We start from the raw sequence: 24,029 nt of genomic DNA, 5'->3' as shown, positions 1-24,029 counted from the left end.
ATGTTGGCGCGCCGGGCCATTGCCGTGTCCGCGGACAAAGGGATCGCGAAGCGAATCGCGTCCGGTCTGATGGCGGCGGGTTGCACCGCCGAGACGGCGGCGTCGCTCGACGATCTGGCCAAAGGCGAGATCCAGGCGGCGCTCGTCGTCCTGCACATCGCGGACGGCGACGTCGACGCAGTCCGCGCGGCGGTCGAGGAGTGCGCCGCCCGCCTGCGCAAGGACGCGTGGATCCTCGTCGTCCTGCCGCGCAGCGACCTGAAGCTCGCCGTCGCGGCGCTGCAGGCGAGCGACCGGCTCGCGGGCGTGCTGGTCGAGGACGACCTGAACGTCCACAGCGTCGCGGCGATGGTGACCCGTGCGTTGCACGGCGACGTGTTCGGCCTCGAAAAAGTCGTGCCCTGGGGCACGCGCGTCTACTCGGCCCTCGTCGGCGACTACCAGGAAAAATCGATCTGCATCGCGGAGCTGTCGGAGTTCGCCGCGTCGATGGGCGTCCGGCGCAAGTACCGCGAAGCGATCGAGCAGGTCGCCGACGAGCTGCTGATGAACGCGCTGTACGACGCGCCGGTCGACCGCGCGGGCAAGCCGATGTTCGCGGACGTGCCGACCAAGACGCGCATCTCACTGCGGATGGAGCAAAAGGCCGTCGTCCAGTACGCCTGCGACGGCACGACGTTCGCCATCTCGGTGCGCGACAGCTTCGGCACGCTCGACCGCGGCACCGTCATCAAGTATCTACACAAGTGCCTGTACGCCGACCAGCAGATCGACCGCAAGGCGGGCGGCGCCGGGCTCGGGCTGTACATCATGGCGAACGCATCCACCCGGCTGGTGTTCAACTCGCTGCCGGGCGTGGCGACGGAGGTCATCTGCACGTTCGACCTCACGGCGCCCAAGGTGATGCTCAAGGAGTTCGGCTTCTTCCCCGAGAAGATCGACGCGGCCGGGCGGCTCGTCGGCGGCCGATCGCAGCTCGTCGGCACGGGCCCGGGGCCAACCGGGTCGCCGGTCGAGCGCCGTCGCGACCGGCCGCCGCCCGCGTCGCCCGCGGTCGTGTGGGGGCTCGCCGGCGCCATCGCACTGTTGCTCGCGCTCATCGCCCTCGTCGCCTACCCGCGGTTCGCGGCGCCCGCCAAGGCGTCGATTCGCGTCGTCACCGAGCCGGCCGGAGCGCGCGTCGAGATCGACGGCCGCGTCCGCGGCACGACCGACGGCGGCGCGCTGGTCGTCGACGATCTGGACGTCGGCCGCGCGTACAAGGTCACGGCGTCGAAGGACGGCTATGCGCCGGCGACGGCGATCGCCGAGCCGTCGGCGGACCACGTCGTCGCGATCGCCCTGTCGCTCGAACCCCTGGCGTCGACCGTGACGATCGAGTCGGATCCTCCCGGCGCGACCGTGCTGCACGGGGCCGAGGAACTGGGGACGACACCGTTGACGGTGACGTCCCTGCCGGCCGGACAGACGGTCGACCTCACGTTCCGCAAAACCGGCTACCGCGAGGTCGTACGTCGCGTCACCGTACCGCCGCCCGGAGGATCGTCGGTGGTCGCGGTGAGCCTTGCGATGTCCCCCGATTTCGGCTCCGTGTCGATCACGAGCGATCCGCCGGGGGCCCAGGTGTTGCAAAACGGCGAGCTGCTCGCCGGCGTCACGACGCCGGTCGACGAGCTGCTGGTGCAAGCCGGCAAGCGGTATACGTTCACGCTTCGGCTGCCCGGGCGGATGCCGGCCACCGTCGGCGTCGAGGTGGCGCCGGGCGAGCGCCGCAAACCGGTCCACGCAAAGCTCGCGGCGGGCGGCTCGATTACCGTCACGGCGAACATCGACGGCCGCGCGACGGTTCTGGGCGTTCGCGCCTGCACCCGGGTCCCGCTGCCGCTGCGCAACTGCCCCGTGCGCAACGGCAAGTACAAGGTCCGCATCGAGTCGCCCCGCCCGTACGCGTCGGTGGACATCCCCGTCCGGGTCCAGGGCGACCATGTCGTCCGCCACGTCGACTTCGGCATCGTCCAGGCGGCCGACGGCTGCCGCATCCAGACGCGGCGCGGGCGATCGGTCGACAAGGTGGCGCTGCTGCCCGGAACGCGGTCCGTCGAGGTATTGTGTGGCGACGGCACGGAGCGCGCCAAGGCGACCGTCCAGGTCACGGCCGACCAACCCGTGACCGTTCCCTGATTCCGGTACAATCAAGTCGTGTTGTACCCGGCCGTGCTCGCCGCCGCGCTCGTGTCATCGAGCGCGCCGTACCCGGGCGTGGACTACTCGGTGTATTTCGACGACGTCGCCGGCGCGCGCGTCCACGTGGTCGCGATCGACCTGTCCTCCAAGGAACTCCACCTCGTGGCCACCGAACCGGGCCAGCGCGGCGCCCGACCGAGCGACTTCGCCGTCGCCAACGACCTGCAGATCGTCGTCAACGGCGACGCGTTCTCCCCGGTCGATTTCCAGCCGGCCGGACTCGCGATGGGGGGCGGCACCGTGTGGACCGGCACGGCGGACGACGCGCGCAGCGGGTTCTTTCGCTTCGACCGCAACGCAGACGAAAACGGCGCGTCCATCTCGCCCCCGGAGGAGGTCGTCGACGCGATGGCGCTGCCGGTGGGCACGATCGGCGTGGTGAGCGGCCGGCCGATGATCGTGCGCGCCGGCATCCAGCAAAGCTCGTTCGACTGCGACGACCTGATCGCGATGCCGTGCATTCGCGCGCCGCGGACCGCCGTAGCCCTGTCGGTCGACCGCAAGCGGATGTGGCTCGCGGTCGTCGACGGCTGGCAGACCGGATCCGCGGGGATGACCGCAGCCGAACTCGGCGCGTTCCTCGAGGGCCTGGGCGCGCACGACGCGCTGTTGCTCGACGGCGGCGCATCGTCGGCGCTGGTCATCGACGCCGAGGGCGGCCTGGTGTCGTCGCCGTCGGACGGCGTCGAGCGGCCGGTCGCGAACCACCTCGCGATCCGATTCGGCAGCCTGCCCCCCGGCGAACTGTTCGGCATCGTGCGCGAGTGCGACATCCTCAACGAAGGCGCCGAACTCGACGGCGTCGCGGTCGAACTCGACGACGGCCAGCGCCAGGTGACCGGCCCCGACGGCCGCTACTCGTTTCCGAACCTCACGCCGCGGCTCGCGTGCGTCACGGCGTCGAAGCCGGGCTACGTCACCAAGACCCAGTGCCGCCAGGTCCAGCCGTCGGTGGTGACGTTCAACTCGATCGGCCTGGCGCCGGTCACCGGTTGCCCGACGCCGGACGCCGGTCCGCTACCCGACGCCGGACCGGAGCCGGACGCGACCGCGACGCCGGACGCCGGCTCGGATCCGGACGCCGGGCCGACGCCGGACGGCGGCGGCGACGTCGCGCCGGAGGGCGGCTGCGGATGCACCAGCGGCGGCGCTGGCGCGCCGGCCGCGGCGCTGGTAGTCTGCGCCCTCCTGCTCGCAGTGGCTCCGCGCGAGCGCAGGCGACGATGAGCGATCCGTCCAGCTTTCCGCCCACCGCCCAGCTGTACACCGACGCCGACACCGGGATGCTCCGCGAGCGCACCTACCGGTTGGTCGTCGCGGAGGGGCCTGACCGAGGGCTCGAGCAGATCCTCACCGCCGGCACGACCCTCGTGGGCACCCATCCCAACAACGAGGTCGTCCTGTCCGACAAGACCGTGTCGCGCTACCACCTCGAACTGCAACTGCGCGCCGACGGGCTGCAGATCCGCGATCTCGATACGACCAACGGCACGCTGCACGGCGGCACGCGCGTCGGGTCGATCGTGATCACGGGCGCGGCGCGACTGCGCCTGGGCAAGCACACGTTCGTCGATCTCGAGCCCGTCGACGAGACCGTCGACCTGCCCGAGTTCCAGGGCGACCGCTTCGGCGACGTGCTCGGCGCGTCGGTCGCGATGCGGCGCCTGTTCGGCCTGCTGGCGCGGACCGCACCGACCGACGCCACGTTGCTCATCGAAGGCGAGACCGGGACCGGCAAGGAGGCGATCGCCGAGGCCGTCCACCGCCACAGCGCCCGCGCCGGCGGCCCGTTCGTCGTCGTCGACTGCGGGGCCATCCCGCGCGAGTTGATCGCGTCGGAACTGTTCGGGCACGTCAAGGGCTCGTTCACCGGCGCCGCGGCCGACAAGACCGGCCTGGTCGCCGCGGCCGACGGCGGCACCCTGTTTCTCGACGAGATCGGCGAGCTGTCGCTCGAGCTGCAGCCTCAGCTGTTGCGCGTGCTGGAAAAGCGCGAGGTGCGGCGCGTCGGCGACACGCGCGGCCAGCGCGTCGACATTCGCATCATCGCCGCCACCCACCGCGACCTGCGCGCGATGGTCCGGGAGGGCACGTTCCGCGAGGATCTCTATTTCCGGCTCGCGGTCGTGCGCGCGGTCGTCCCACCGCTGCGCGAGCGAATCGAGGACGTACCGATGCTGGCGCTGCACTTTGCGCGCCACTTCGGCCGCGGGGACATCGCCTTGCCTCCGGCGCTGCTCGACGAGCTGCGCGCTCACGACTGGCCCGGCAACGTCCGGGAACTGCGCAACGTGGTCGAGCGCGCCCTGTCACTCGGCACGTCGGGGTTGGCCGCGGCGGCGCACGCGCCGGCCGGTCCGCCGGACCCCGTGCCCACCGACCCGGCGCACGACCCGGCGATCCTCGACCGGCCGTTCAAAGACGCCAAGAGCGAGCTGATCGAGCGCTTCGAGCGCGCCTATCTCGAACACCTGCTCGCCAAACACCGCGGCAACATCTCGCGGGCCGCGGCCGACGCCGGCATCGATCGCAACTACATCCACCGGCTCGTCAAGAAATACGGCATGCGCGTCGACCGCGGCTAGGACAAGGCGCTCGCTGGCCCGAGGAACCGGCGGGCGATGCAGCATGCGGTTGCAGGGGCATGGCATGTCGTGTGGCGACTGCCGCGCCGGGATGCGGCGCCGGCGCACAAACTGAGGCGGCCCGCTGGCGCGGGCCGCCTGCGCAACAGAGGACCGTTGCGCGCTACGGAACGGGCATCCGCTCCCCCCGGAAGGTGTTGTCGTCGCGCGACAGCGCCGCGTCGGTGCCGGCGTAGCTGATCGTGCCCTCCCAGCGGCCGTTGAGCAACACATCCACCTTGCGGTCGGTGTTCGTGTCCTGCGGCTTCGCGTCGCCGTGAATCGTGAGCACGATCCCGGCGTCGTCGATCGACCGAATCTGGTTTTCGATCTCGCTGGCCGCCGCCGCGATACCCAACTCGCACGCGCCCTCGTACAGGCCGGGCGATCCGACGCCGATGTAGTTCGCGATCTCGACGCCGACGGTGTAGCAGTCGACCAGGTGGCTGAGCAGTTCCTGCAGGTTGGTCGCCGACGAATCGACCAGCGGGATGATGACTTCGTCGAGCGCGAGCATGGCGATCGCGCCGTACGACACCGGGAAGCTGTGTTCGTCGATGTAGACCTTCGTCTCGCCATCCATCCTGACGCCGACGCCCTCGACCGTGATGTCGTCCATCGACAGGTCCGCCATCGAGTAAGCGTACTCGACGCCGTCGATGCGGAACGTCACGCCGCGCACCGTGTGCGTCGCGGACAGATCGTCGCCCTCGACGCCACCGACGATCTCGATCTTGAGCGTGGACTCGAGGCCGAGGTTGCGCGTCACTTGGCCGAGCTTGTCGCCGATGTCGAGCAGCGTGGACACGAAGTCGGGCGAGTAGGACCGGATCAGATCGTTGAGGAACCCGTCGAGCGCCGGGCGGGCGGCATCGACCAGGTCGTTGATCACGCCGCTGTCGATCTCGTCTTGCAGCTTGTCGAGCAGGAACGTGGCCGGGTCGTAGGGATCGTCGGTGAGTTCGATGAACGTGTTGACGATGTCGCCGGCGGTCCCGGGCAGCCCCGACACGATATCGAAGTGGTTATCTACGTCGTAGGTGCCGGTGACGTCGAGCGGCGGCAGCGGCGGCACGCCCTCGCTCACCGCGATGTTCCAAATCGCCGGCTCCGCGTTGGCCGCGGTCGCCTCGACGGTGAAGACCGCCTCGCCCTGCGCGCCGGCGACCAGGTCGACCGCGACCAGGCCGTCCCCGTTGGTGACGCCGCCGTCGTCCAGCAGCGAAGCACCGGCCGCCGGGCCGACGATGCGGAAGTCGACCCGACCGGCGAGGGGCTCGCCCGCCGCGTCGTGGTAGCGAACCGACAGCCGGTACGTCCAGCCGTTTTCGAGGAACACGTCGCGGTCCCCCACGATCGTGAGATAGGCCGTGTCCGGCAGGACGTCGTCGTCGTCGTCGCCGCCGGTGTCCGTCGCGGCGCACGCAGGCGCCAGCGCGAGCGCAGCCAGCATCGCGGTCAAACGGGCGTAGGAGCGAGTGGTCTTCATCGTGGTCCCCTTTCTCGGTGTGCGCCCGGCCGTTGTGCAGCCGTCGTGCCACATGTCCCACCCGCGACCACATCGCAACGATCGCGATGACTTGGCGCGTCACGGCGCCCCTCCAGGGGGGTCAACGCTCCCCTCCAGCCCGCGGCCATCGGCAACTCGAGTTGCCCCCGTTGCCGGGGCTCGATGTCCCCACGGCTCGTGCGCCGGCCGCGCGCCGGGGCGCGAGCCGCACGCGAGCACCTGCGCTGGCGACGGCCGGCTGCGCCGGAAGCCGAACCGCGCGCGGCCGCCGCCCCGCCTACTGCAAGATCACCGGGAAGTCGAACGTGATGGTCGCCTTCCGGAACGGACGGAACGTGACCGCGCGGACGGCGTCCTCGAGACACGTTCCGGTCGGCGTGCCGACGAAGTCGCCCGACTGCTCGACCTCGACCACCTTGCCGTCGGCCCCGCGCACCGTGATGTGGAACGACGCGCGTCCGGCGACGCCGTAGGCGTCGAAGCACTCGATCGCGCGCTTGCGCACGGGGGCCATCGCCGCGTTGATCTGCATCGGGCTCAACCTCCGCGGCAGCGGCGGCGCGGGCTTCGCGCCTGCGGCCGGAGCCGCATCGCCACCGCCATCGTCCGGCGGCGCAGGCTCGCCGCCGCGGTCGCCGGCGTCGCCGCCGCACGCCGCCCGATCCACCGGCGCCGGCACTCGGCTCGCCGGGTCGGACACCACGACCTCGCCGGTGCACGGGTCGTACGCGCGGTAGCCGACCACGCGCACCGACACGCCGTCGACGCCGCCGCGCGTCCACACCTCGGCGCCGTCCACCCGCACGATCCACTGCACCCGCAGCCGGCCAGCCGGGCCGTCGCGCCACGCGCGATACGCCGCCTCGTCCGCGAACACCCTCGCCGTCGTCGCCAGCGGCGCGGCGACCGCGCGGCCGCCGTCGACGCCGGCCTTGCCGCCGACCACCTGGAACCGGCGCCCGTCGACGTCGACGCCGTCGCCACACGCCAGACACGGCGACAGCGTCACCGGCGCCGATTTCTTCTTCGGATCCCAGTCGCCGACCGTCACCACGCCCGCGCCGGGCATGTCGAACAGGAACGTGCGCTGGCCGCGCTGCCGGGCGCGCGCCGCCCGAACCGCCTCGCACTGGCGCCGCGCCAGGTCGTCGGCCTCGCGCGCGCAGTCGGCGACGCGAAACCACACCAGCGCCGCCAACCCCTCGGCCCCCTCCACCGGCTCGGCCCGCGCCGCCGCGTCCTCGAACGCGGGCTCCGCGCGCGCCGCCGGCGCGGCGGCCGCCACCGCCGCGATGGCCGTCCACTTCACGAACTCGACGATCCGCTCCCCGGTCATGACAGCTTCATCTTCAAGTAGCTCGTGAGCTGGCGCGCGACGTCCGCCGCGTCGCCGAACGCCGCCGGTGGCATGCGCAACAGGTCGGCCTCGACTTCCTCGAACAGCCGCGCCCGCGCGCCCGCGTCCTCGACGATCTGCTCCGGCGTGCGCCCGCGCACGGCGTCGTCGGACATTCGCTCGACGTGCTTGCGAAACGCCGCCGCCAGCTCCTCGCCGAGCAGCTCGTCGAGACGCTCGGCCTCGTTGGCGAGGCGCATCGCCTCGACCAGGACGTCGGCGCCCAACCCCTTGTCGAGGTCGTGGTCCGACGCCAGCCGCATACACACGCGGATCGCCATCGCGTCGTCGATCGCGCCGATCGCCGGCTCGTGGTCCGGGATCAGGTCCAGCCGCGTCACCAGGTAGTTGAGCGCCGTGGCGGCGAATCGGCGCGCCGCCGGATCCGCGGCCTCCGCTTCCACCACGGCCTTGCAGGTCGCCACGTCCTCGCGCAGCGACCCGACCCACTCCTTGATCGTGTCGACCAGTGCCTCCGCGTTCGCCGCCACCTCGGTCCCCCGCTACACCAGGTCGGCGATCGCCGCCGCCTCTTCCTTGAGTTCGGCCACGCTCGCCTCGAACTTGGCCTTGCCGAATGCGTTGAGTTCGATGCCCTGTACGATCTCGTAGCTACCGCGGCCGGCCCGGCACGGGAAGCCGCACACGAGCCCCTCCGGCACCCCGTAGCTGCCGTCGGACGGCACCGCCATCGACGCCCAGTCGCCCTCGGCCGTGCCGAGGAACCAGTCGCGCACGTGGTCGATGGCCGCGTTGGCCGCCGACGCCGCCGACGACAACCCGCGCGCCTCGATGATCGCCTTGCCGCGCTGCTGCACGGTCGGGATGAACGTCTCGGCGATCCACGTGTCGTCGCCAATGCGCTCGGCCGCGGACACACCGTCGACCTCGGCCGTGTAGGCGTCGGGATACTGAGTCGCCGAATGGTTGCCCCAGATCGTCATCTTCTTGACCGACGACACCGGCACGCCGAGCTTCTTGGCGATCTGCGACATCGCCCGGTTCTGATCGAGGCGGACCATCGCGGTGAACCGCTCTGGCGGCCGGTCCGGCGCGTGCTTCATCGCGATGTAGCAGTTGGTGTTGGCCGGATTGCCGACGACGAGGACGCGCACGTCGTCGGCCGCGACGTCGTTGATCGCCTTGCCCTGGCCGACGAAGATCGGTCCGTTGTCGCGGATGAGATCCTTGCGCTCCATCCCCTTGCCGCGCGGCTTGGCGCCGACGAGCAGCGCGATGTTGGCGTCCTTGAACCCGACGCGGGGATCGTCGGCCGTCTCGACGCCCGCCAGCAGCGGAAACGCGCAGTCCTCGAGTTCCATCACCACGCCGTCGAGCGCCTTCATCGCCGGCGGGATCTCGACCAGTTGCAGGATCACCGGTTGATCGCGGCCGAGCATCTCGCCGGCGGCGATGCGGAACAGCAACGAGTAACCGATTTGACCGGCGGCGCCGGTCACTGCGACGCGAACGGGCGTTTTCATGGCCGCAGTCAACCACAAACCCCGGTCGCTGCCAAACCATCCAGCCCGGACGACGTCTCGCCGCACGCGGGTCCCGGCGAGACGCCGCTCGAACCGATCGCCGGCCGCGCGCGGGTCCGCAGGGCCGGCGACACGCAATCTTTACGCGCGGCCGGGCGCTTGAAGCCGGCGGCGGACCGCGTTACAAGGGCGCCGCGACCGATCGCAAGAAAACACGAGGATTTGCCATGGCGTACGACAAGCTCACCCCACCGACCGAAGGCGCGAAGATTCACATCGGCCCCGACGGCAGCCTGACGGTGCCCGACCAGCCGATCATTCCGTTCATCGAGGGCGACGGCATCGGCGTCGACATCACCCCGGCGATGCGCGCCGTGGTGGACGCCGCGGTGCTCAAGGCCTACCGCGGCAAGCGCAAGATCGTCTGGTTCGAGATCTTCGCCGGCGAAAAGGCCGTCCGCGAGTACGGCGACGACCAGTGGCTGCCCGAGGACACGATCGCCGCCATCCGCGACTACGGCATCGCGATCAAGGGGCCGCTCACCACGCCGGTCGGTGGCGGCATTCGATCGTTGAACGTCGCGCTGCGCCAGATCCTCGATCTCTATGCGTGCGTGCGCCCGGTTCGCTACTTCGACGGCACGCCGTCGCCGATGCGCGAGCCGCACAAGCTCAACGTCGTCATCTTCCGCGAAAACACCGAGGACATCTACGCGGGCATCGAGTGGAAGGCCGGCAGCGAGGGCGCCAAGAAGGTCGTCGACTTCGTCAACCAGCTCGCGCCCGAGGGCCGCAAGATCACGATCGGCGCCGACCACGTCGGCATCGGCATCAAGCCGGTGTCGCGGTTTGGCTCGCAGCGGCTGATCCGCCGGGCCATCCGCTACGCGCTGCGCAAAGGCCTGCCGTCGGTGACGCTGGTGCACAAGGGCAACATCATGAAGTTCACCGAGGGCGCCTTCCGCGACTGGGGCTACGAGCTGGCCGCGGACGAGTTCGGCGCCGACACCGCGCCCGAGTGGCCGGTGAGCGCGCGGCCCGACTGGAAGCCGGCCGAGGGCAAGCTGGTGGTCAAGGACCGCATCGCGGACGCGATGTTCCAGCAGTTGCTGCTGCGCCCCGACGAGTACTCGGTGATCGCCACGACCAACCTCAACGGCGACTACCTGTCCGATGCGTGCGCCGCGCAGGTCGGCGGCCTCGGCATGGCGCCCGGCGCGAACATCGGCGACGCGGCCGCGGTGTTCGAGGCGACCCACGGCACCGCGCCGAAGTACGCCGGCCAGGACAAGGTCAACCCGGGCTCGCTGATCCTGTCGGCCGCGATGATGCTCGAGCACATCGGCTGGGACGAGGCGCACGACCTCATCATCAAGGGGCTCGGCGGCGCGATCGGCGCCAAGACCGTCACCTACGACCTCGAGCGCCAGATGGACGGCGCCAAGCTGCTGTCCTGCTCGGCGTTCGGTGAGGCGATCATCGACCACATGTGACGCCGCAAAGCGACGCGGCCAAGGAGCGCCCATGAAGATTCACGAGTACCAGGGCAAGGACCTGTTTCGGAAGTACGGCATCCCGGTGCCGGTCGGCGTGCCCGCCATGTCGGTCGACGAGGGCTTCGCCGCGATCGAGCGGGTGCAGAAGGAGACCGGCCAGTCGGTGGTCGTCGTCAAGGCGCAGATCCACGCCGGCGGTCGCGGCAAGGGCGGTGGCGTCCGCGTGTGCAAGACCGCCGACGAGGCGCGGCAGGCGGTGCGCGATCTGTACGGGATGCAGCTCGTCACCCATCAGACCGGGCCCGAGGGCAAAAAGGTCCAGCGGCTGCTGATCGAACAGGGCCTCGACATCGACCACGAGTACTACCTCGGCATGACGCTCGACCGCTCCGTCGGCCGCGTCACGGTGATGGCGTCGACCGAGGGCGGCATGGAGATCGAGGAGGTCGCCGCCAAGACGCCGGAAAAGATCCTCAAGCAGCAGGTGTCGCCGGTCGTGGGCTGGCAGCCCTACCAGGGTCGCGACCTCGGCTTCCGGCTCGGGCTGCGCGGCAGCCACCTCAAGGAGTTCATGTCGTTCGTGAGCAAGCTCGTGCGCTGCTACGAGGAGATGGACTGCTCGCTGCTCGAGATCAACCCGCTGGTGACCACGACCGACGGTCGCGTGCTCGCGCTCGACGCGAAGGTCAACTTCGACGACAACGCGCTGTTCCGCCACCCCGAACTCGAACAGTGGCGCGATCTGTCCGAGGAAGACCCGGCCGAGGTCGAGGCGAAAAAGTACGACCTGAGCTACGTCAACCTCGACGGCAACATCGGCTGCATGGTCAACGGCGCGGGCCTCGCGATGGCGACGATGGACATCATCAAGCACTACGGGGGCGAGCCGGCCAACTTCCTCGACGTCGGCGGCGGCGCCACGACCGAAAAGGTCACCGCCGCGTTCAAGATCATCACGCGCGACCCGAACGTCAAGGCGATCTTCGTCAACATCTTCGGCGGCATCATGAAGTGCGACACGATCGCCAACGGCGTCGTCGCGGCGGTCAAAGAGGTCGGCCTGAAGGTGCCGCTCGTCGTGCGCCTCGAGGGCACCAACGTCGATCTGGGCAAACAGATCCTCCGCGACAGCGGGCTCGCCGTCGTCGCGGCCGAGGACATGGCAGACGGCGCGAAAAAGGCCGTGGAGCTGGCGAAATGAGCGTACTCGTCGGAACCGAAACCAAGCTGATCGTCCAGGGCATGACCGGCTCGACCGGCGCGTTCCACACGCGCCAGGCGGTCGAGTACGGCACCAACGTGGTCGCCGGCGTCACGCCCGGCAAGGCCGGCGCGAAGGTCGACGGCCTCGAGCACATTCCCGTGTTCGACACGTGTAGCGAGGCGGTGGCCGCGACCGGCGCCAACGCGAGCGTGATCTACGTGCCGCCGCCGTTCGCGGCCGACGCGATCCTCGAGGCGGCCGCCGCCGGCGTGCGCGTCGTCGTCGCCATCACCGAGGGCATCCCGGTGGCCGACATGGTCCGGGTGCGCGCCGCCCTGGCCGCCGACTATCCCGACACGGTGCTCATCGGGCCGAACTGCCCGGGCATCATCACCCCCGGCCAGTGCAAGATCGGCATCATGCCGGGCTACATCCACACGCCCGGCAAGGTCGGCGTCGTGTCGCGGTCCGGCACGCTCACCTACGAGATCGTCCACCAGCTCACCGCGCTGGGCCTCGGCCAGAGCACGGCGATCGGCATCGGCGGCGATCCGGTCAAGGGGCTGGACTTCATCGACTGCCTCGCGCTGTTCAACGCCGACCCCGAGACGGAGGCCATCTTCATGATCGGCGAGATCGGCGGCTCGTCGGAGGAAGCGGCCGCGGCCTACATCAAAGAGCACGTCAAAAAGCCCGTCGCGGCGTTCATCGCCGGTCGCACCGCGCCGCCGGGCAAGCGCATGGGCCACGCCGGCGCGATCATCGCCGGCGGCAAGGGCACCGCGGACGAAAAGATCGCGGCGCTGCAAGCGGCGGGCATCGCCGTCGCACCGACTCCCGCCGAAATGGGCAAGACGCTCGCGGCGCTGCTGTAACCCACAGGAGACGTACCATGGCGATCGAGAGGACGTTGAGCATCATCAAACCGGACGCCGTCGCGAAAAACGCGATCGGCGCGATCATCGCGAAGCTCGAGGCCGGCGGCCTGCGCGTCGTGGCGCAGCGCATGATCCGGCTCACCGAGGCGCAGGCGCGGGGCTTTTACGCGGTGCACGCCGAGCGCCCGTTCTTCAACGACCTGGTCAAGTTCATGACCGAGGGCCCCGTCGTCGTCCAGGTGCTCGAAGGCGAAAACGCGATCGCGCGCAACCGCGAGATCATGGGGGCGACGAACTCGAAAGAGGCGGCGCCGGGCACCATCCGCGCCGAGTTCGGCACGGACATCGAGCGCAACGCGGTCCACGGCTCCGACGGCCCCGACACCGCGCGCACCGAGATCGCGTTCTTCTTCTCGCAGGCCGATCTCACCTCGACCGCGCGGCCCGCGTAACCGGAGGTCCGCACCATGATCGTCGGCGTCCCGAAGGAGGTCGTCCCGGGCGAGCGCCGCGTCGCGCTCGTCCCCGCGGTCATTCCGCCGCTGACCAAGGCCGGGCTGACGGTGCGCGTCGAGGCCGGCGCGGGCGCCGACGCCGGCTACACCGACGAGGCGTACCGCGAAAAGGGCGCGGAGATCGCCGACCGCGACGCGGTCCTCGCCGCCGACATCGTCGTCGCGGTCAACGCCGGCGAGTTGGCGGCGTCGCTGCGCTCCGGCGCCACGCTGATCGGCTTCATGGACCCGCTGGGCAACCCGCAGCGCGTCCAGCAGATGGCGCAAGCCGGGCTGGTGGCGCTGGCGATGGAGACGATCCCGCGCATCACGCGGGCCCAGTCGATGGACGCGCTGTCGTCGATGGCCACCATCGCCGGCTACAAGGCGGTGCTGCTGGCCGCGTCGGAGTTGCCGCGGATGTTCCCGATGATGATGACCGCCGCCGGCACGATCTCGCCGGCCAAGGTGTTCGTCGTCGGCGCCGGAGTCGCGGGCCTGCAGGCGCTGGCGACCGCCAAACGGCTCGGCGCCAAGACCGAAGGCTACGACGTCCGGCCGGCGGTCAAGGACCAGGTCGTGTCCGTCGGCGCCAAGTTCGTCGAGTTCGACCTCGACACCGGCGACGCCGAGGACAAGGGCGGCTACGCGAAAGAGCAGAGCGAGGAGTTCCTCCGGCGCCAGCGCGAACAGATGGGCCAGGTGGTCGCCCGCAACGACGTCGTGATCACCACCGCCGCGATCCCCGGCAAGCGGTCGCCCGTGCTGGTGACAGAGGACATGGTCAAGGCGATGGAACCCGGCTCGGTGATCGTCGACCTGGCCGCCGAGCGCGGCGGCAACTGCGAGCTGACGAAGGCCGGCGAGCGGGTGGTCGCGCACGGCGTGACGATCCTCGGGCCGCTCAACCTGCCGGCCACCGTGCCGTACCACGCGAGCCAGATGTACGCGAAGAACGTTCAGACGTTGCTGTCGCACCTGATCAAAGACGGCCAGCTCGTGCTGGATACGAACGACGAGATCACCGCCGGGACCCTACTGTGCCGCGACGGCCAGGTCGTCCACGAGCGAATCAAGGCGCTGCTTGGGGGCTAAATGGACCTGCTCATCGTCTACCTCACCGTATTCGTGCTGGCGATCTTCGTCGGCTTCGAGATCATCACGAAGATCCCGCCGACGCTGCACACGCCGCTGATGTCGGGGTCGAACGCCATCTCGGGCATCACGCTCGTCGGCGCGGTGCTGTCGGCCGGCCAGCAACACGACACGCTGGCGACGATCTTCGGCGTCACGGCGGTGGCGATGGCGACGATCAACGTGGTCGGCGGCTTCCTGGTCACCCACCGCATGCTCGGCATGTTCCGCAAGAAGTAACGCCGTCACGGCTCGCGCGGGGGTTCCACCATGGATCGCACATCCATCATCAACCTGGCCTACCTGCTGGCCTCGGTGCTGTTCATCCTCGGCCTCAAGGGCCTCACCCATCCGCGCACCGCCGTGCGCGGCAACCTCATCGGCGCACTCGGCATGTTCGTCGCCGTCGCGGCGGTCCTGCTGTCGCGCGGCATCGTGGACTGGGGCGAGATCCTCGCCGGTGTCGCCGTGGGCAGCCTGATCGGCGCCGTACTGGCGGTCAAGATCCAGATGACCGCCATGCCGCAGCTCGTGGCGCTGTTCAACGGCTTCGGCGGCGGCGCGTCGGTCCTGGTCGCGGCCGCCGAACTGCACGCCGCGCTCGTCGAACAGCACCTGTCCCCCGAGGCGATGAAGACGGTGCCGGTCGCCGCGACCGCCCTCATCGGTGCGGTGACGTTCTGGGGCAGCCTGATCGCGTTCGCCAAGCTGCAGGAGCTGATCAAGCGCAGCGTCCGCGGCCTGACCCCGGTCAACGCCCTGCTCGGCCTCGGCGCGCTCGCCGTCACCGCGTGGTTGATCGCCGAGCCGACGATGACCGGGTTCTGGGTGCTCGTCGGCATCGGCTCGATCCTCGGATTCACGCTCGTGCTGCCGATCGGCGGTGCCGACATGCCGGTCGTGATCGCGCTGCTCAACAGCTACTCGGGCCTGGCGGCCGCGGCCACCGGTTTCGTGCTCGGCAACAACGTGCTCATCATCGCCGGCTCGCTCGTCGGCGCGTCCGGCATCATCCTCACGTCGATCATGTGCAAGGCGATGAACCGGTCGCTGCTGAGCGTGTTGTTCGGCACGCTGGAGGCCGGCGACGGCGGCCCATCCGCCGACGAGGTCTACGGCGGCCGCATCAAGAAGACCTCCGCCGAAGAGGTCGCGATGCTGCTCGACGGCGCCAGCCGCGTCGTGTTCGTCCCCGGCTACGGCCTCGCCGTCGCGCAGGCGCAACACGCGCTGCGCGATCTCGCCAACGCGCTCAAGGAGCGCGGCGTGGAGGTCCAGTACGCGATCCACCCGGTGGCCGGCCGGATGCCGGGCCACATGAACGTGTTGCTGGCCGAGGCGGACGTGCCGTACGAGGAACTCGTCGAGATGGAGCAGATCAACCCGACGATGGACACGTGTGACGTCGCGATCGTCGTCGGCGCCAACGACGTGGTCAATCCGGCGGCCAAGACCGACCCGAACAGCCCGATCGCCGGGATGCCGATCATCGACGTGGACAAGGCGCGCACGTGCGTGGTGATCAAGCGCAGCCTCAGCCCCGGATTCGCCGGCATTCCCAACCCCCTGTTTGCCGCCGACAATACGCTCATGCTGTTCGGCGACGCCAAACAGGCGCTGGTCGAGCTGGCTCAGGCGGTCAAGGAAAACTGAGGACGTGATATCGTGCGCTCGTGCGCCTCGGCGAGATACTGCACGCCGACGGGCTCGCGAGCGACGCCGCGATCGCCAGCGCGCTGCGCTCGCAGGCAGCGCTCGGCGGCCGGATCGGCACCAACCTGATCGAGCTGGGCGCCGTCACCGGCGACCAGGTGGCCAACGCACTCGCCCAGCAAAAGGGCGTCCCGGCCGCCCGGCGCAAGCACCTCGACGCGGTGGACCGGTCGCTGCTCCGCCTGGTGCCGCGCCACATCGCCGAGCGCCACAGCGCCATTCCCATCGGCATCGCCACCCGGTACGGGCGCGAGCTGGTCGTCGCCTTCCTCGACCCCGACGACATCGCGGCGGTCGACGAGGTCGGCTTCGCGGCCGGGATGCCCGTGCGGCCGTCGGTCGCCCCCGAGTACTACATCATCCAGTACCTCGACCGCCTGTACGGCATCCCGCCGCGGCGGTTCCTGCGATCGCCCCAGGTCGCGGCGCTCGACGCGGCGCTCGACCCCGCGGACGCCGGAGGCCGAACCGCCGCACGGCCGGCCGCGCCGCCGGCGACGCCCGCGGCCGCGCCGCGCCTGCCTCCGCTCGAGCCGGTCCTCGCCGCGCCGCCCCCCACCCCGCCGGGCGACGCCAGCCCGGGCCCTGCGCCCGCATCCGGCCGCCTGTCCACCGTCGACGCCGGCTGGGACGATCTGCCCGTCGACCTGCCGCCGCCGGCACCGCCCGCCGCCGCGATCGCGCCACCGCGCGCCGCGCCATCGCTGCTGTCGGCCGACGACGCGCTCGCCGTCCTCGCGACCGCCGACGACCGCGACGCGGTCGGCGCCGCGATCGTCGGCTATCTGCGCATGACGTTCGGCTGCGGTGCGGTCCTCATCTGCAAACAGGACGCGGCGCTCGGCTGGCTGGGCAGCTTCCCCGAGGTCGATGCCGACCTGATCGAATCGATCGCGATCCCGCTGTCTGCGCCGTCCGCATTTCAGCGCGCGTACGCGGCGCGCGCTCCGTTCGCCGGCCGGCCGCCCGCCGACGGCGACGACGTGCAGCGGCGGCTGTGGAAGCTGCTTCGCTGTCCGCCCCCGGCCGAGGTCATCGTCGTCCCCGTGGTCATCGGCACGCGCGTCGTCAACCTGGTGTACGCCCACGCGGCCGACGGCGGCCCGCTGCCCGCCGGCCACCGTCTCGCGGACGTGTGCGCGGCCGCCGGCGACGCATTCGCGCGCATCATCCGCGCGCGCAAGTCGTCATGACCTCGCGCGCGCGCCGCATCGGCATCCAGGCGCCGCTCGGGTTTTCGTCCGGTCTGCCGCTGTATCTCACCGGCAGCACGCTGGCGGCCTGGCTCACGCAAGAGGGGCTCAGCTACAAGACGATCGGCGCGTTCGCGCTCGTGAGCCTGCCGTACAACTTCAAGTGGCTGTGGGCTCCGGCGATGGACCGGTGGGCGCCGCCGCTGCTCGGCCGCCGGCGCGGCTGGATGATCGTCACGCAGGCGCTGCTCGCGATCGCGATCGCGGCGCTCGGCGCGATGGACGTGGCCGCGTCGACCGGCGTGGTCGCCCTGCTCGCGTTCGCCGTCGCGTTCCTGTCCGCCAGCCAGGACGTCGTGGTCGATGCGTACCGCACCGAGGTGCTCCCCGACGACGAGCGCGGCCGCGGCACCGGCGCGTACGTCGGCGGCTACCGCATCGGCATGCTCGCGTCCGGGTTCGCTGCCCTGTTGATGGCCAGCACCATCGGCTGGCGCAACGTCTACTGGATCCTCGCGGCGCTGATGACCGTCGGCGTCGCGGCGTCGCTCGCGGCCCCTGCCCCGCCGGCGATCCGCCCCCCGGCATCGCTGCGCGCCGCCATCGTCGATCCGCTGGCCGACTTCTTTTCCCGCCGCGGCGCCGTCGTCGCGCTCGCGTTCGTCATGCTCTACAAGCTCGGCGACGCGGTGGCCGGCCAGATGGTCGTCCCGTTCTTGCTGCGCGAGCAGGGGTTTTCGCTCGCCGACATCGCCTGGATCCAGAAGCTGGTCGGCTCCGGCGCCACGATCGTGGGCGTCGCCGCCGGCGGCGCCGTGATCGACCGCGTCGGCACGCGCCGCGGCCTGCTGTACTTCGGCGCCGCGCAGGCCCTCACCAACGCGGGCTACGCGCTGCTCGCGGTCACCGGCCGCAGCCACGCGGGGCTGATCGCCGCCGTCGCCGTCGACAACTTCTGCAACGCGCTCGGCACGGCGGCGTTCGTCGCCTACCTCATGTCGATCTGCAACCGTCGCTACAGCGCGACCCAATATGCGCTGCTGTCGAGCGCGTCGTCGGTCCTCGGCCGAGTGCTGAACGCGACCTCCGGCTACGTGATCGACCTGGTCGGCTGGGTCGGGTTCTTTTCCACCACGATCGCGCTCGCCGCCCCGGCGTTGCTGCTGTGGCGCCGGTTGCCGCACGCGGTCGCCGCGGCGCCCCCGAAGACCGACCGCCCGTCCATCGGCGCTCTCGCCCGCGGGTTCGCGGGCCTCGCCGCGGCGGCGCTGCTCGCCTACGGCGGCCTGCGGCTCGCCGCGCGCGACTGGGGCCACGCCAGCCCGGCCCTGCTGTTCGGCCTGGGGCTCGCGGCGTTCGCGTACTTCGGCAACGTGCTGCGCGCCGCGCCGGCCGACGAGCCCGTCGACCCCGACGACGTCCCGTGAGCCTCCGTTACGCGCGCACCGACAGCGGCACGACCGCATCGCCGCCGCGCAGCGCGAGCTGGCCGCACGCCGCGTCGATGTCGTCGCCGCGCGGCGCGCGCAGGTAGGCGGGCAACCCGCGCCGCTTGACCTCGTTTTGAAACGCCGCGATCGCCGCGTCGCTCGGCCGGCGAAACGGCGCCGCCGGGTGCGGGTTCCACGGAATCAAGTTGACCTTGCAACGCATGCCGGACAGCAGGCGCGCGAGTTTCGCCGCGTCGGCGACCGAGTCGTTGACCCCTTCGATCAACACGTACTCGAACGTCACCCGGCGGCGCCGGTCGAGCGGGTAGCGCGCCACCGCCGCGAGCAGCGCGGCGATCGGGTACTTCTTGTTGACCGGCATGATGCGCGCGCGCGTCGCGTCGTCGGCCGCGTTGAGCGAAACGGCGAGGTTGACCTGAAAATCCTCCCGGCCGAGCTTGTCGATGCCGGGCACGAGCCCCACGGTCGACACCGTGATGCGCCGGTGCGACAGGTTCGCACCGAGTTCGTGGGTGAGGATGCGCAGCGACCGGACGACCTGGTCGTAGTTGTGCAGCGGCTCGCCCATGCCCATGTACACCAGGTTCGTGATCCGCCGGCCCGGCTCCTCGACGGCGAGCAGCGCGCGCGCGCGATACACCTGGTCGACGATCTCGCCGGCGTCGAGGTTGCGCGACAGCCCGAGGGTCGCGGTCGCGCAGAATTTGCAGTCGAGCGCGCAGCCGACCTGCGACGAGATGCACTGAGTGAGCTTGTCGCCGTCCGGGATGAGCACGCTCTCGATCGCGGCGCCGTCGCGCGCGACCAGCCGCAACTTGCGCGTCCCGTCGCGCGAGCGCTGCACGCGGTCGACGCGCAGCGTGCCGATGTGCGCGCGCTCGGCCAGCCGCGCGCGCAGCGGCTTCGGCACGTTCGTCATCTCGTCGACCGACGTCACGCCGCGGCCGTGCAGCCACCGAAAGATCTGTTCGGCGCGGTAGGCGGGCTCGCCGAGTTCCCCCGTGACGAACGCGGCCAGTTCGCCGTATGTCATCGCGCGCAAGTCCACGAATCGTCTGGCTATCACGCCGGCCGCGGCCCGACAAGCGCCGATTTTCGTACCCCCGGCGGCCGCGGCTGCTATCGTGTCGCCAGGAGGTCGGTATGGGAGTCGAACAGCGACGCTACCCGCGCATTCCCTTCACCGAACCCGGGCAGCTCGAGGTCCCGCGAAGCCACGCCAACCCCGGCGCCGGCACGGTGACCGTCGAGGCGCGGTTCAAGGACATCTCGTGCCAGGGGGCCGAGCTCGTCGTGAGCCCGGCCGACGGCGCCCGCCTCATCCCGGGGACGATCGTGACGCTGCGGTTCTCGGCCGACGGCACGCCGCTGGACATCCCCGCGCGCGTCGTGTGGGCCGCGGCGGACAAGGTCGGCCTGCGGCTGCGGTTGGGCCAGCTCCCGGCCGACGACAAGCGCGCCTACGCGGACTGGATCGTGCCGCTCACCAACCGCGCGATCGCGCAGGCGCGCGCGGCGGCCGAGCGCTGACCTCCGCGGCGGGCGGCCTCGCCGCGTCACGCGCCGATCGTCAGGTCGACGACGGCGCGCCAGGTCGCCTCGGGGCCCGTGCGGGCGAACTCGTCGGCGACCGGCGCCAGCGCGTCGCGGACGCACGCCGCCGCGTCCGGCGTCGCGCCGCCGACCGGCGTCGCGTCGACGATGTCGAGCAACGACCGATCGAAGTCGTCGTACTCGTCGAGCCGGAAGTGGTAGTGCAGGCCGAGGCGAACCTTGAGTTCCGTCTGCCGCGTCGCCTTGGCGTGCGCCTCCCAGCACGGCGCGAGCGCCGCCTTGACCTTTGGCGACGCCAGCAGATTCATCCACCCGGTGAACGTGCGCGACCGCGGCGCTCGCCCCTGCGGCGCGGCGGTCACCTTCACCGCGTCGACCGGCGGCAGCGCGGGCTGTTTCGTCAAGTAGACGTCGGCCGGCTCGGCCCGGGCGAGCAGCAACGGATCGAGACCCGCGTCGACCAGCCGCGCCAGGTGGCGCATCGCGGTCGCGCGCAGCGCCGAGCCCGGCGGCGCCCCCAACACGCACTTGTGCAGCACGCGCGCGGCCATCTCGGCGTGGGTGCGATCGTCGCGATCGCGCACCAGCGCGCCGCCGAACGCGCACAGCAGGTCCGCGGGCGGGTCGACGCGATCCGCCTCGTACTGGTTGACCGCCTGGGTATAGGCGTCGATCGCCGCCGCCGTGTCGCCGCGGCCGAGCGCGACCGCCCCCACCGCCGCGTAGAACTCGCCGAGCACCGACGACTGCGCCGCGCGGCACACGCCGTCGAGACATCGCAGCCCCGGCGCGCAGTGAAGCGACGTGTCGCACGTCTCGCCGAGCTGCGACCGCTGCTGCTCGTCGAGCGGCCCGCCTTGTCCCGTCGCCGTGGCGGCGGGGTCGCACGCGGCCGCCGCGACGGCCAGCCAAGACACCGACAAAATCCGTTGCATCCTCATTGATTGTCCTGCAGGGCGCGCGCGACGCGCGCCATCCCGTCGCGGTAGCGTACCAACGGTTCGTACCCCAGGTCGCGCCGCGCGCGGTCAATCGCCACGCGGGCGCGCGACCGCAGCAGCAGCGCCGCCTCGCGCGTGAGCAGCGGCCGATCGGCGCGCCGGCGCACCCGCCACAGCCGCTCGAGCGCGGACGCGGCCACCGTCGCCGCCGCCGCCGGGATCGACCGGCGCGGCGGCGGCACGCCGGCGGCGCGCGCGAGGTCGTCCAGATACTGGCGCCAGGTGATCCCCTCGCCGTCGGCCGCATTGTAGATGCGCCCGGGCGCGTCGTCCGCCCGGCCGGCGCGGACGAGCACGTCCACCACGTTGTCCACGTAGGCCAGCGCCGCATCGCCGGCGCCGCCGTCGATCAACGGCGCGAGCCCGCGGCGCAGCGCCGAGACGATCTCGCCGACCCACAGCCGCGACCCCGGCCCCCACACGTTGCCGGGGCGCACCACCGCGACCGGCACGCGGCCGAACGCGTGGGCGTCGAGCGCCACTTCTTCGGCCTCCCGCTTGGTGCGGCTGTACGGGCCGATGCCGTACTCCCGCGGCGTCGCGACCTCGTCGCACACGTCGCCGAGCAGGCCGGTGCCGTAACACACGATGCTCGACGCGACGACGACCCGGCCGCACCCCGCGTCGGCGGCCGCGTCGATCACGTTGCGCGTGCCGTCGACGTTGACGCGCCGAAACACATCCTCGTCTCCCCAGTCCGTCACGACGGCCGCGAGATGGTACACGCAGCCGACGCCGCGGACCGCGGCGCGCACGCTGCCGGCATCCACCACGTCGCCGCGTACGACCTCGACCGGACCGAGCCCGCCGGCCGGCTCATCCGGCAGCGCGAGGGCGCGGACGTCCACGCCCTCGTCGCGCAGCCGGCCGACCAGCCGACGCCCGATGAACCCGGTCGCGCCCGTCACGAGCACCCGCATGGCGGCCATCGTAGCCCGATCCCCGGCGCGGCGGACGGCTCGCGCGCCCGCTGCCGCGGCGATGCCGTGCCCGCGGCGCCGTCCTCGGCCGAGGGGTTCGCCGCCTCGGCCGGCCCGCGAACCCCGTCGCCGGCCGCCCGCGCCGCGCCGGCCCACGCGCCGGATCTCGCCGCGGCGTCATCCTCCGGACGCGCGAACCGCCGGCGTCCGCCGGCGGGTGGGCGGGGCGCGCGACCCCGGTGCGCGAGGCCGGCCCGCGCGGCGGGCGCCCGGCCGAGCCTCGAGGCCCGACCGGGCGGTCCGCCGCCGGCCGCCCGCGCTCAGCGCGGCGCGAACTTGCGCGTGCGCATGACCGACACGCCGCCGTCGTCGCCGATCGACACCACGTTGGTCTCGCCGCTGCGCTTCCACACGATCGCCGCGCGCCCGGTCGCCGCCGGGTAGACCAGCGTCGCCTTCCCGCCGGACACCGGCGCGAGCGCCGTGTTCACCGCCTCCGGCCGCGCGCCGAGCGACACCGCGACGTCTCGGATCGGCACCACGCCGACGCCGCCGATCGGCGGCGGCTGATGGCCGGTGCCGCCGTCGTCCACCAGCACCGGGTCGTCGCCGAGGAACTGGATCGACTCGCGCGGCGTGCACTCCCGCGCGTTCACCGGGCGGATCTCCGCGATCCCGCAGGGCAGCGCCGGGGCCGCCTTGCCCTCTTCGTCGAGGCGCTCGGTGTTCCACACGTCGGGGCCCGAGCACCACACGGCCACGCCCTCGGCGATCGCGCCGGCCGGCAGGCGCACGACCGCGCCGGCCGAGTCCTTCAGGCTGCCGCGGTAGTACTCGACGTGCATCTTGCCGGCCGAGTACGCGCCGGTGACGTGGATCAGGTTGCTGTCGCCGCCGATCGGCGCCTTGTCACCGCCCTCCTCGGGCAGAGCGCCGGCGAGCACCAGGTCGACCGCGAGTTGGTCGGTCGGCACGAAGTTGGGCAGCGCCGGCCCCACCGGCGACGACTTCGACGGGTCGACGAAGCACCGGTCGATCCACTGGCGCTCCTCGTAGAACGCGTCGACGTTGAGGTTGTAGCCGTAGGGCCCGGTGAGGTTGGGAGAAAACCAGAGCCGGGTCGGCGGCATGTCCGGGTCGATCGACGGCTGCTCGGCGAGCTCGGCGTCGCGCTCGGTCCACGTGACCTCGGCGACCATCTCGCTCCACGGCCGCGACGACTTCTCCTGGTAGAACATCTGCACCGCGCGGGTGAGCGCGACGACGTTGTTGGCGAACGCGTAGGTCAGGAACTCGCGGCGGATCGCCGGCGACACGATGCCCGACTCGGTGCTGTTGGAGTCGAAGGCGCCGGCCCTCCGATAATTCTGAGCTACAGTGCTGGCCCGCTTCGCCGCGTCCTCCGCGATGTCCTCGATCGACCGGCTCGCGAACTCGGAGTCTGTCACCTGCTCTGCGATCAAGGTCTGCGCCGCCTCGACGTCGATCAGCCCCTCGAGTTCGTACGACGTGTCGCCCACCGTCGTGTAGCGCGCCTGCACCGCGCCGGTCGCGGACGTCGTCTCGTCGCCGTCGGCGTAGGTGTAAAACTGCTGCATGGCGGCGTGGGCCGTGCCCTCCACGACCAGATGCTCCGGGTGCAGCAGCCGTCCGCTCACGTGGCCGGGCACCGCGATGTCGCCCATCGCGTGCAGCATCCGGCCCAGGTGCACCAAATTGCCGCGGTAAAAGGG

At 71.4% G+C, this 24,029-nt stretch carries 21 protein-coding genes; 13 read left to right on the top strand and 8 right to left on the bottom strand.

Annotation, left to right across the window (positions count from 1 at the left end):
- From D6689_20330 to D6689_20320, 3 genes are read left to right on the top strand one after another with little or no spacing between them, the layout of a single operon-like run.
- Complete coding sequence (locus D6689_20330) at positions 1-2,181, top strand: PEGA domain-containing protein (GenBank protein ID RMH38023.1); 2,181 nt, start codon at positions 1-3, stop codon at positions 2,179-2,181.
- Between the two features lie 18 nt (positions 2,182-2,199).
- Positions 2,200-3,471, top strand: coding sequence for a hypothetical protein (locus D6689_20325; GenBank protein RMH38022.1), 1,272 nt, complete (start codon positions 2,200-2,202; stop codon positions 3,469-3,471).
- Positions 3,378-4,829, top strand: a complete 1,452-nt coding sequence (locus tag D6689_20320) for an FHA domain-containing protein (protein ID RMH38021.1) — start codon at positions 3,378-3,380, stop codon at positions 4,827-4,829. Before D6689_20325 ends, D6689_20320 begins: the two co-directional genes overlap by 94 nt.
- A gap of 163 nt (positions 4,830-4,992) precedes the next feature.
- Here the strand turns inward: D6689_20320 and D6689_20315 are convergent, their stop codons facing one another.
- The 4 genes from D6689_20315 to D6689_20300 form a co-directional block, all read right to left on the bottom strand.
- Complete coding sequence (locus D6689_20315; GenBank protein ID RMH38020.1) at positions 4,993-6,321, bottom strand: hypothetical protein; 1,329 nt, start codon at positions 6,319-6,321, stop codon at positions 4,993-4,995.
- A gap of 334 nt (positions 6,322-6,655) precedes the next feature.
- Positions 6,656-7,714, bottom strand: a complete 1,059-nt coding sequence (locus tag D6689_20310) for a hypothetical protein (protein ID RMH38019.1) — start codon at positions 7,712-7,714, stop codon at positions 6,656-6,658.
- Positions 7,711-8,265, bottom strand: a complete 555-nt coding sequence (locus tag D6689_20305) for a DUF1232 domain-containing protein (protein ID RMH38018.1) — start codon at positions 8,263-8,265, stop codon at positions 7,711-7,713. Before D6689_20305 ends, D6689_20310 begins: the two co-directional genes overlap by 4 nt.
- Before the next feature lie 12 nt (positions 8,266-8,277).
- Positions 8,278-9,258 carry a malate dehydrogenase gene (locus D6689_20300; GenBank protein RMH38017.1) on the bottom strand — a complete coding sequence of 327 codons (981 nt, stop codon included), beginning with the start codon at positions 9,256-9,258 and terminating at the stop codon, positions 8,278-8,280.
- A gap of 227 nt (positions 9,259-9,485) precedes the next feature.
- On the opposite strand from D6689_20300, the gene icd reads away from it, so the two are divergent.
- Genes icd through D6689_20255 form a run of 9 tightly spaced genes read left to right on the top strand, consistent with a single transcriptional unit; the run spans position 9,486 to position 18,797 of the window.
- A complete protein-coding gene (icd, locus tag D6689_20295) occupies positions 9,486-10,751 on the top strand; it encodes an isocitrate dehydrogenase (NADP(+)) (protein ID RMH38016.1) in 1,266 nt (421 codons plus the stop codon).
- Positions 10,752-10,782: 31 nt separating this feature from the next.
- Positions 10,783-11,955: an ADP-forming succinate--CoA ligase subunit beta gene (locus D6689_20290; GenBank protein ID RMH38015.1), complete on the top strand. Its 1,173-nt coding sequence runs from the start codon at positions 10,783-10,785 to the stop codon at positions 11,953-11,955.
- Entirely contained in the window at positions 11,952-12,833 is an 882-nt protein-coding gene (sucD, locus tag D6689_20285; protein ID RMH38014.1) for a succinate--CoA ligase subunit alpha, read from the top strand. The genes D6689_20290 and sucD overlap by 4 nt, the downstream gene beginning before the upstream one ends.
- Before the next feature lie 17 nt (positions 12,834-12,850).
- Entirely contained in the window at positions 12,851-13,288 is a 438-nt protein-coding gene (locus tag D6689_20280) for a nucleoside-diphosphate kinase (protein ID RMH38013.1), read from the top strand.
- A gap of 15 nt (positions 13,289-13,303) precedes the next feature.
- On the top strand, positions 13,304-14,425 hold the full coding sequence (locus D6689_20275; protein RMH38012.1) for a Re/Si-specific NAD(P)(+) transhydrogenase subunit alpha: 1,122 nt from the start codon (positions 13,304-13,306) through the stop codon (positions 14,423-14,425).
- A complete protein-coding gene (locus D6689_20270) occupies positions 14,426-14,704 on the top strand; it encodes an NAD(P) transhydrogenase subunit alpha (GenBank protein ID RMH38011.1) in 279 nt (92 codons plus the stop codon). It abuts the gene before it with no gap.
- Between the two features lie 30 nt (positions 14,705-14,734).
- Positions 14,735-16,117, top strand: coding sequence for an NAD(P)(+) transhydrogenase (Re/Si-specific) subunit beta (locus D6689_20265; GenBank protein RMH38010.1), 1,383 nt, complete (start codon positions 14,735-14,737; stop codon positions 16,115-16,117).
- 20 nt (positions 16,118-16,137) lie between these two features.
- Positions 16,138-17,370, top strand: a complete 1,233-nt coding sequence (locus D6689_20260) for a hypothetical protein (GenBank protein ID RMH38009.1) — start codon at positions 16,138-16,140, stop codon at positions 17,368-17,370.
- A complete protein-coding gene (locus D6689_20255) occupies positions 17,367-18,797 on the top strand; it encodes an MFS transporter (protein RMH38038.1) in 1,431 nt (476 codons plus the stop codon). Before D6689_20260 ends, D6689_20255 begins: the two co-directional genes overlap by 4 nt.
- 7 nt (positions 18,798-18,804) lie before the next feature.
- Here D6689_20255 and rlmN read toward each other — a convergent pair whose 3' ends face one another.
- Entirely contained in the window at positions 18,805-19,854 is a 1,050-nt protein-coding gene (rlmN, locus tag D6689_20250; GenBank protein ID RMH38037.1) for a 23S rRNA (adenine(2503)-C(2))-methyltransferase RlmN, read from the bottom strand.
- Between rlmN and D6689_20245 the strand changes: the two genes are divergently transcribed.
- Positions 19,848-20,351, top strand: coding sequence for a PilZ domain-containing protein (locus D6689_20245; protein RMH38008.1), 504 nt, complete (start codon positions 19,848-19,850; stop codon positions 20,349-20,351). The two genes, rlmN and D6689_20245, sit on opposite strands and share 7 nt — an antisense overlap.
- Before the next feature lie 26 nt (positions 20,352-20,377).
- On the opposite strand, the gene D6689_20240 is transcribed toward D6689_20245, so the two are convergent.
- The 3 genes from D6689_20240 to D6689_20230 form a co-directional block, all read right to left on the bottom strand.
- The gene (locus D6689_20240; protein ID RMH38007.1) at positions 20,378-21,310 is read right to left on the bottom strand and encodes a hypothetical protein; all 933 of its coding nucleotides are present in this window, start codon (positions 21,308-21,310) and stop codon (positions 20,378-20,380) included.
- 2 nt (positions 21,311-21,312) lie between these two features.
- Positions 21,313-22,305: an NAD-dependent epimerase/dehydratase family protein gene (locus D6689_20235; protein RMH38006.1), complete on the bottom strand. Its 993-nt coding sequence runs from the start codon at positions 22,303-22,305 to the stop codon at positions 21,313-21,315.
- 311 nt (positions 22,306-22,616) lie between these two features.
- Positions 22,617-24,029, bottom strand: a 1,413-nt coding sequence (locus D6689_20230) for a hypothetical protein (GenBank protein RMH38005.1), incomplete at its 5' end; no start/stop codon positions are given.

It is taken from the genome of Deltaproteobacteria bacterium, from assembly GCA_003696105.1.
Lineage (GTDB): Bacteria > Myxococcota_A > Polyangia > Haliangiales > J016 > J016.
Note: the sequence above shows the minus strand (reverse complement) of the source record. Positions and strands in the feature narration are given on the sequence as shown.

What these genes read in the sequence shown, in the direction of transcription:
- D6689_20245 (RMH38008.1), top strand. Translation starts at nt 19,848, where the DNA reads ATGTCATCGCGCGCAAGTCCACGAATCGTCTGGCTATCACGCCGGCCG.
- D6689_20330 (RMH38023.1), top strand. Translation starts at nt 1, where the DNA reads ATGTTGGCGCGCCGGGCCATTGCCGTGTCCGCGGACAAAGGGATCGCG.
- D6689_20235 (RMH38006.1), bottom strand. Translation starts at nt 22,305, where the DNA reads ATGGCCGCCATGCGGGTGCTCGTGACGGGCGCGACCGGGTTCATCGGG.
- sucD (RMH38014.1), top strand. Translation starts at nt 11,952, where the DNA reads ATGAGCGTACTCGTCGGAACCGAAACCAAGCTGATCGTCCAGGGCATG.
- icd (RMH38016.1), top strand. Translation starts at nt 9,486, where the DNA reads ATGGCGTACGACAAGCTCACCCCACCGACCGAAGGCGCGAAGATTCAC.
- D6689_20240 (RMH38007.1), bottom strand. Translation starts at nt 21,310, where the DNA reads ATGCAACGGATTTTGTCGGTGTCTTGGCTGGCCGTCGCGGCGGCCGCG.
- D6689_20300 (RMH38017.1), bottom strand. Translation starts at nt 9,258, where the DNA reads ATGAAAACGCCCGTTCGCGTCGCAGTGACCGGCGCCGCCGGTCAAATC.
- rlmN (RMH38037.1), bottom strand. Translation starts at nt 19,854, where the DNA reads ATGACATACGGCGAACTGGCCGCGTTCGTCACGGGGGAACTCGGCGAG.
- D6689_20270 (RMH38011.1), top strand. Translation starts at nt 14,426, where the DNA reads ATGGACCTGCTCATCGTCTACCTCACCGTATTCGTGCTGGCGATCTTC.
- D6689_20275 (RMH38012.1), top strand. Translation starts at nt 13,304, where the DNA reads ATGATCGTCGGCGTCCCGAAGGAGGTCGTCCCGGGCGAGCGCCGCGTC.
- D6689_20315 (RMH38020.1), bottom strand. Translation starts at nt 6,321, where the DNA reads ATGCTGGCTGCGCTCGCGCTGGCGCCTGCGTGCGCCGCGACGGACACC.
- D6689_20320 (RMH38021.1), top strand. Translation starts at nt 3,378, where the DNA reads ATGCACCAGCGGCGGCGCTGGCGCGCCGGCCGCGGCGCTGGTAGTCTG.
- D6689_20310 (RMH38019.1), bottom strand. Translation starts at nt 7,714, where the DNA reads ATGACCGGGGAGCGGATCGTCGAGTTCGTGAAGTGGACGGCCATCGCG.
- D6689_20280 (RMH38013.1), top strand. Translation starts at nt 12,851, where the DNA reads ATGGCGATCGAGAGGACGTTGAGCATCATCAAACCGGACGCCGTCGCG.
- D6689_20290 (RMH38015.1), top strand. Translation starts at nt 10,783, where the DNA reads ATGAAGATTCACGAGTACCAGGGCAAGGACCTGTTTCGGAAGTACGGC.
- D6689_20265 (RMH38010.1), top strand. Translation starts at nt 14,735, where the DNA reads ATGGATCGCACATCCATCATCAACCTGGCCTACCTGCTGGCCTCGGTG.
- D6689_20255 (RMH38038.1), top strand. Translation starts at nt 17,367, where the DNA reads ATGACCTCGCGCGCGCGCCGCATCGGCATCCAGGCGCCGCTCGGGTTT.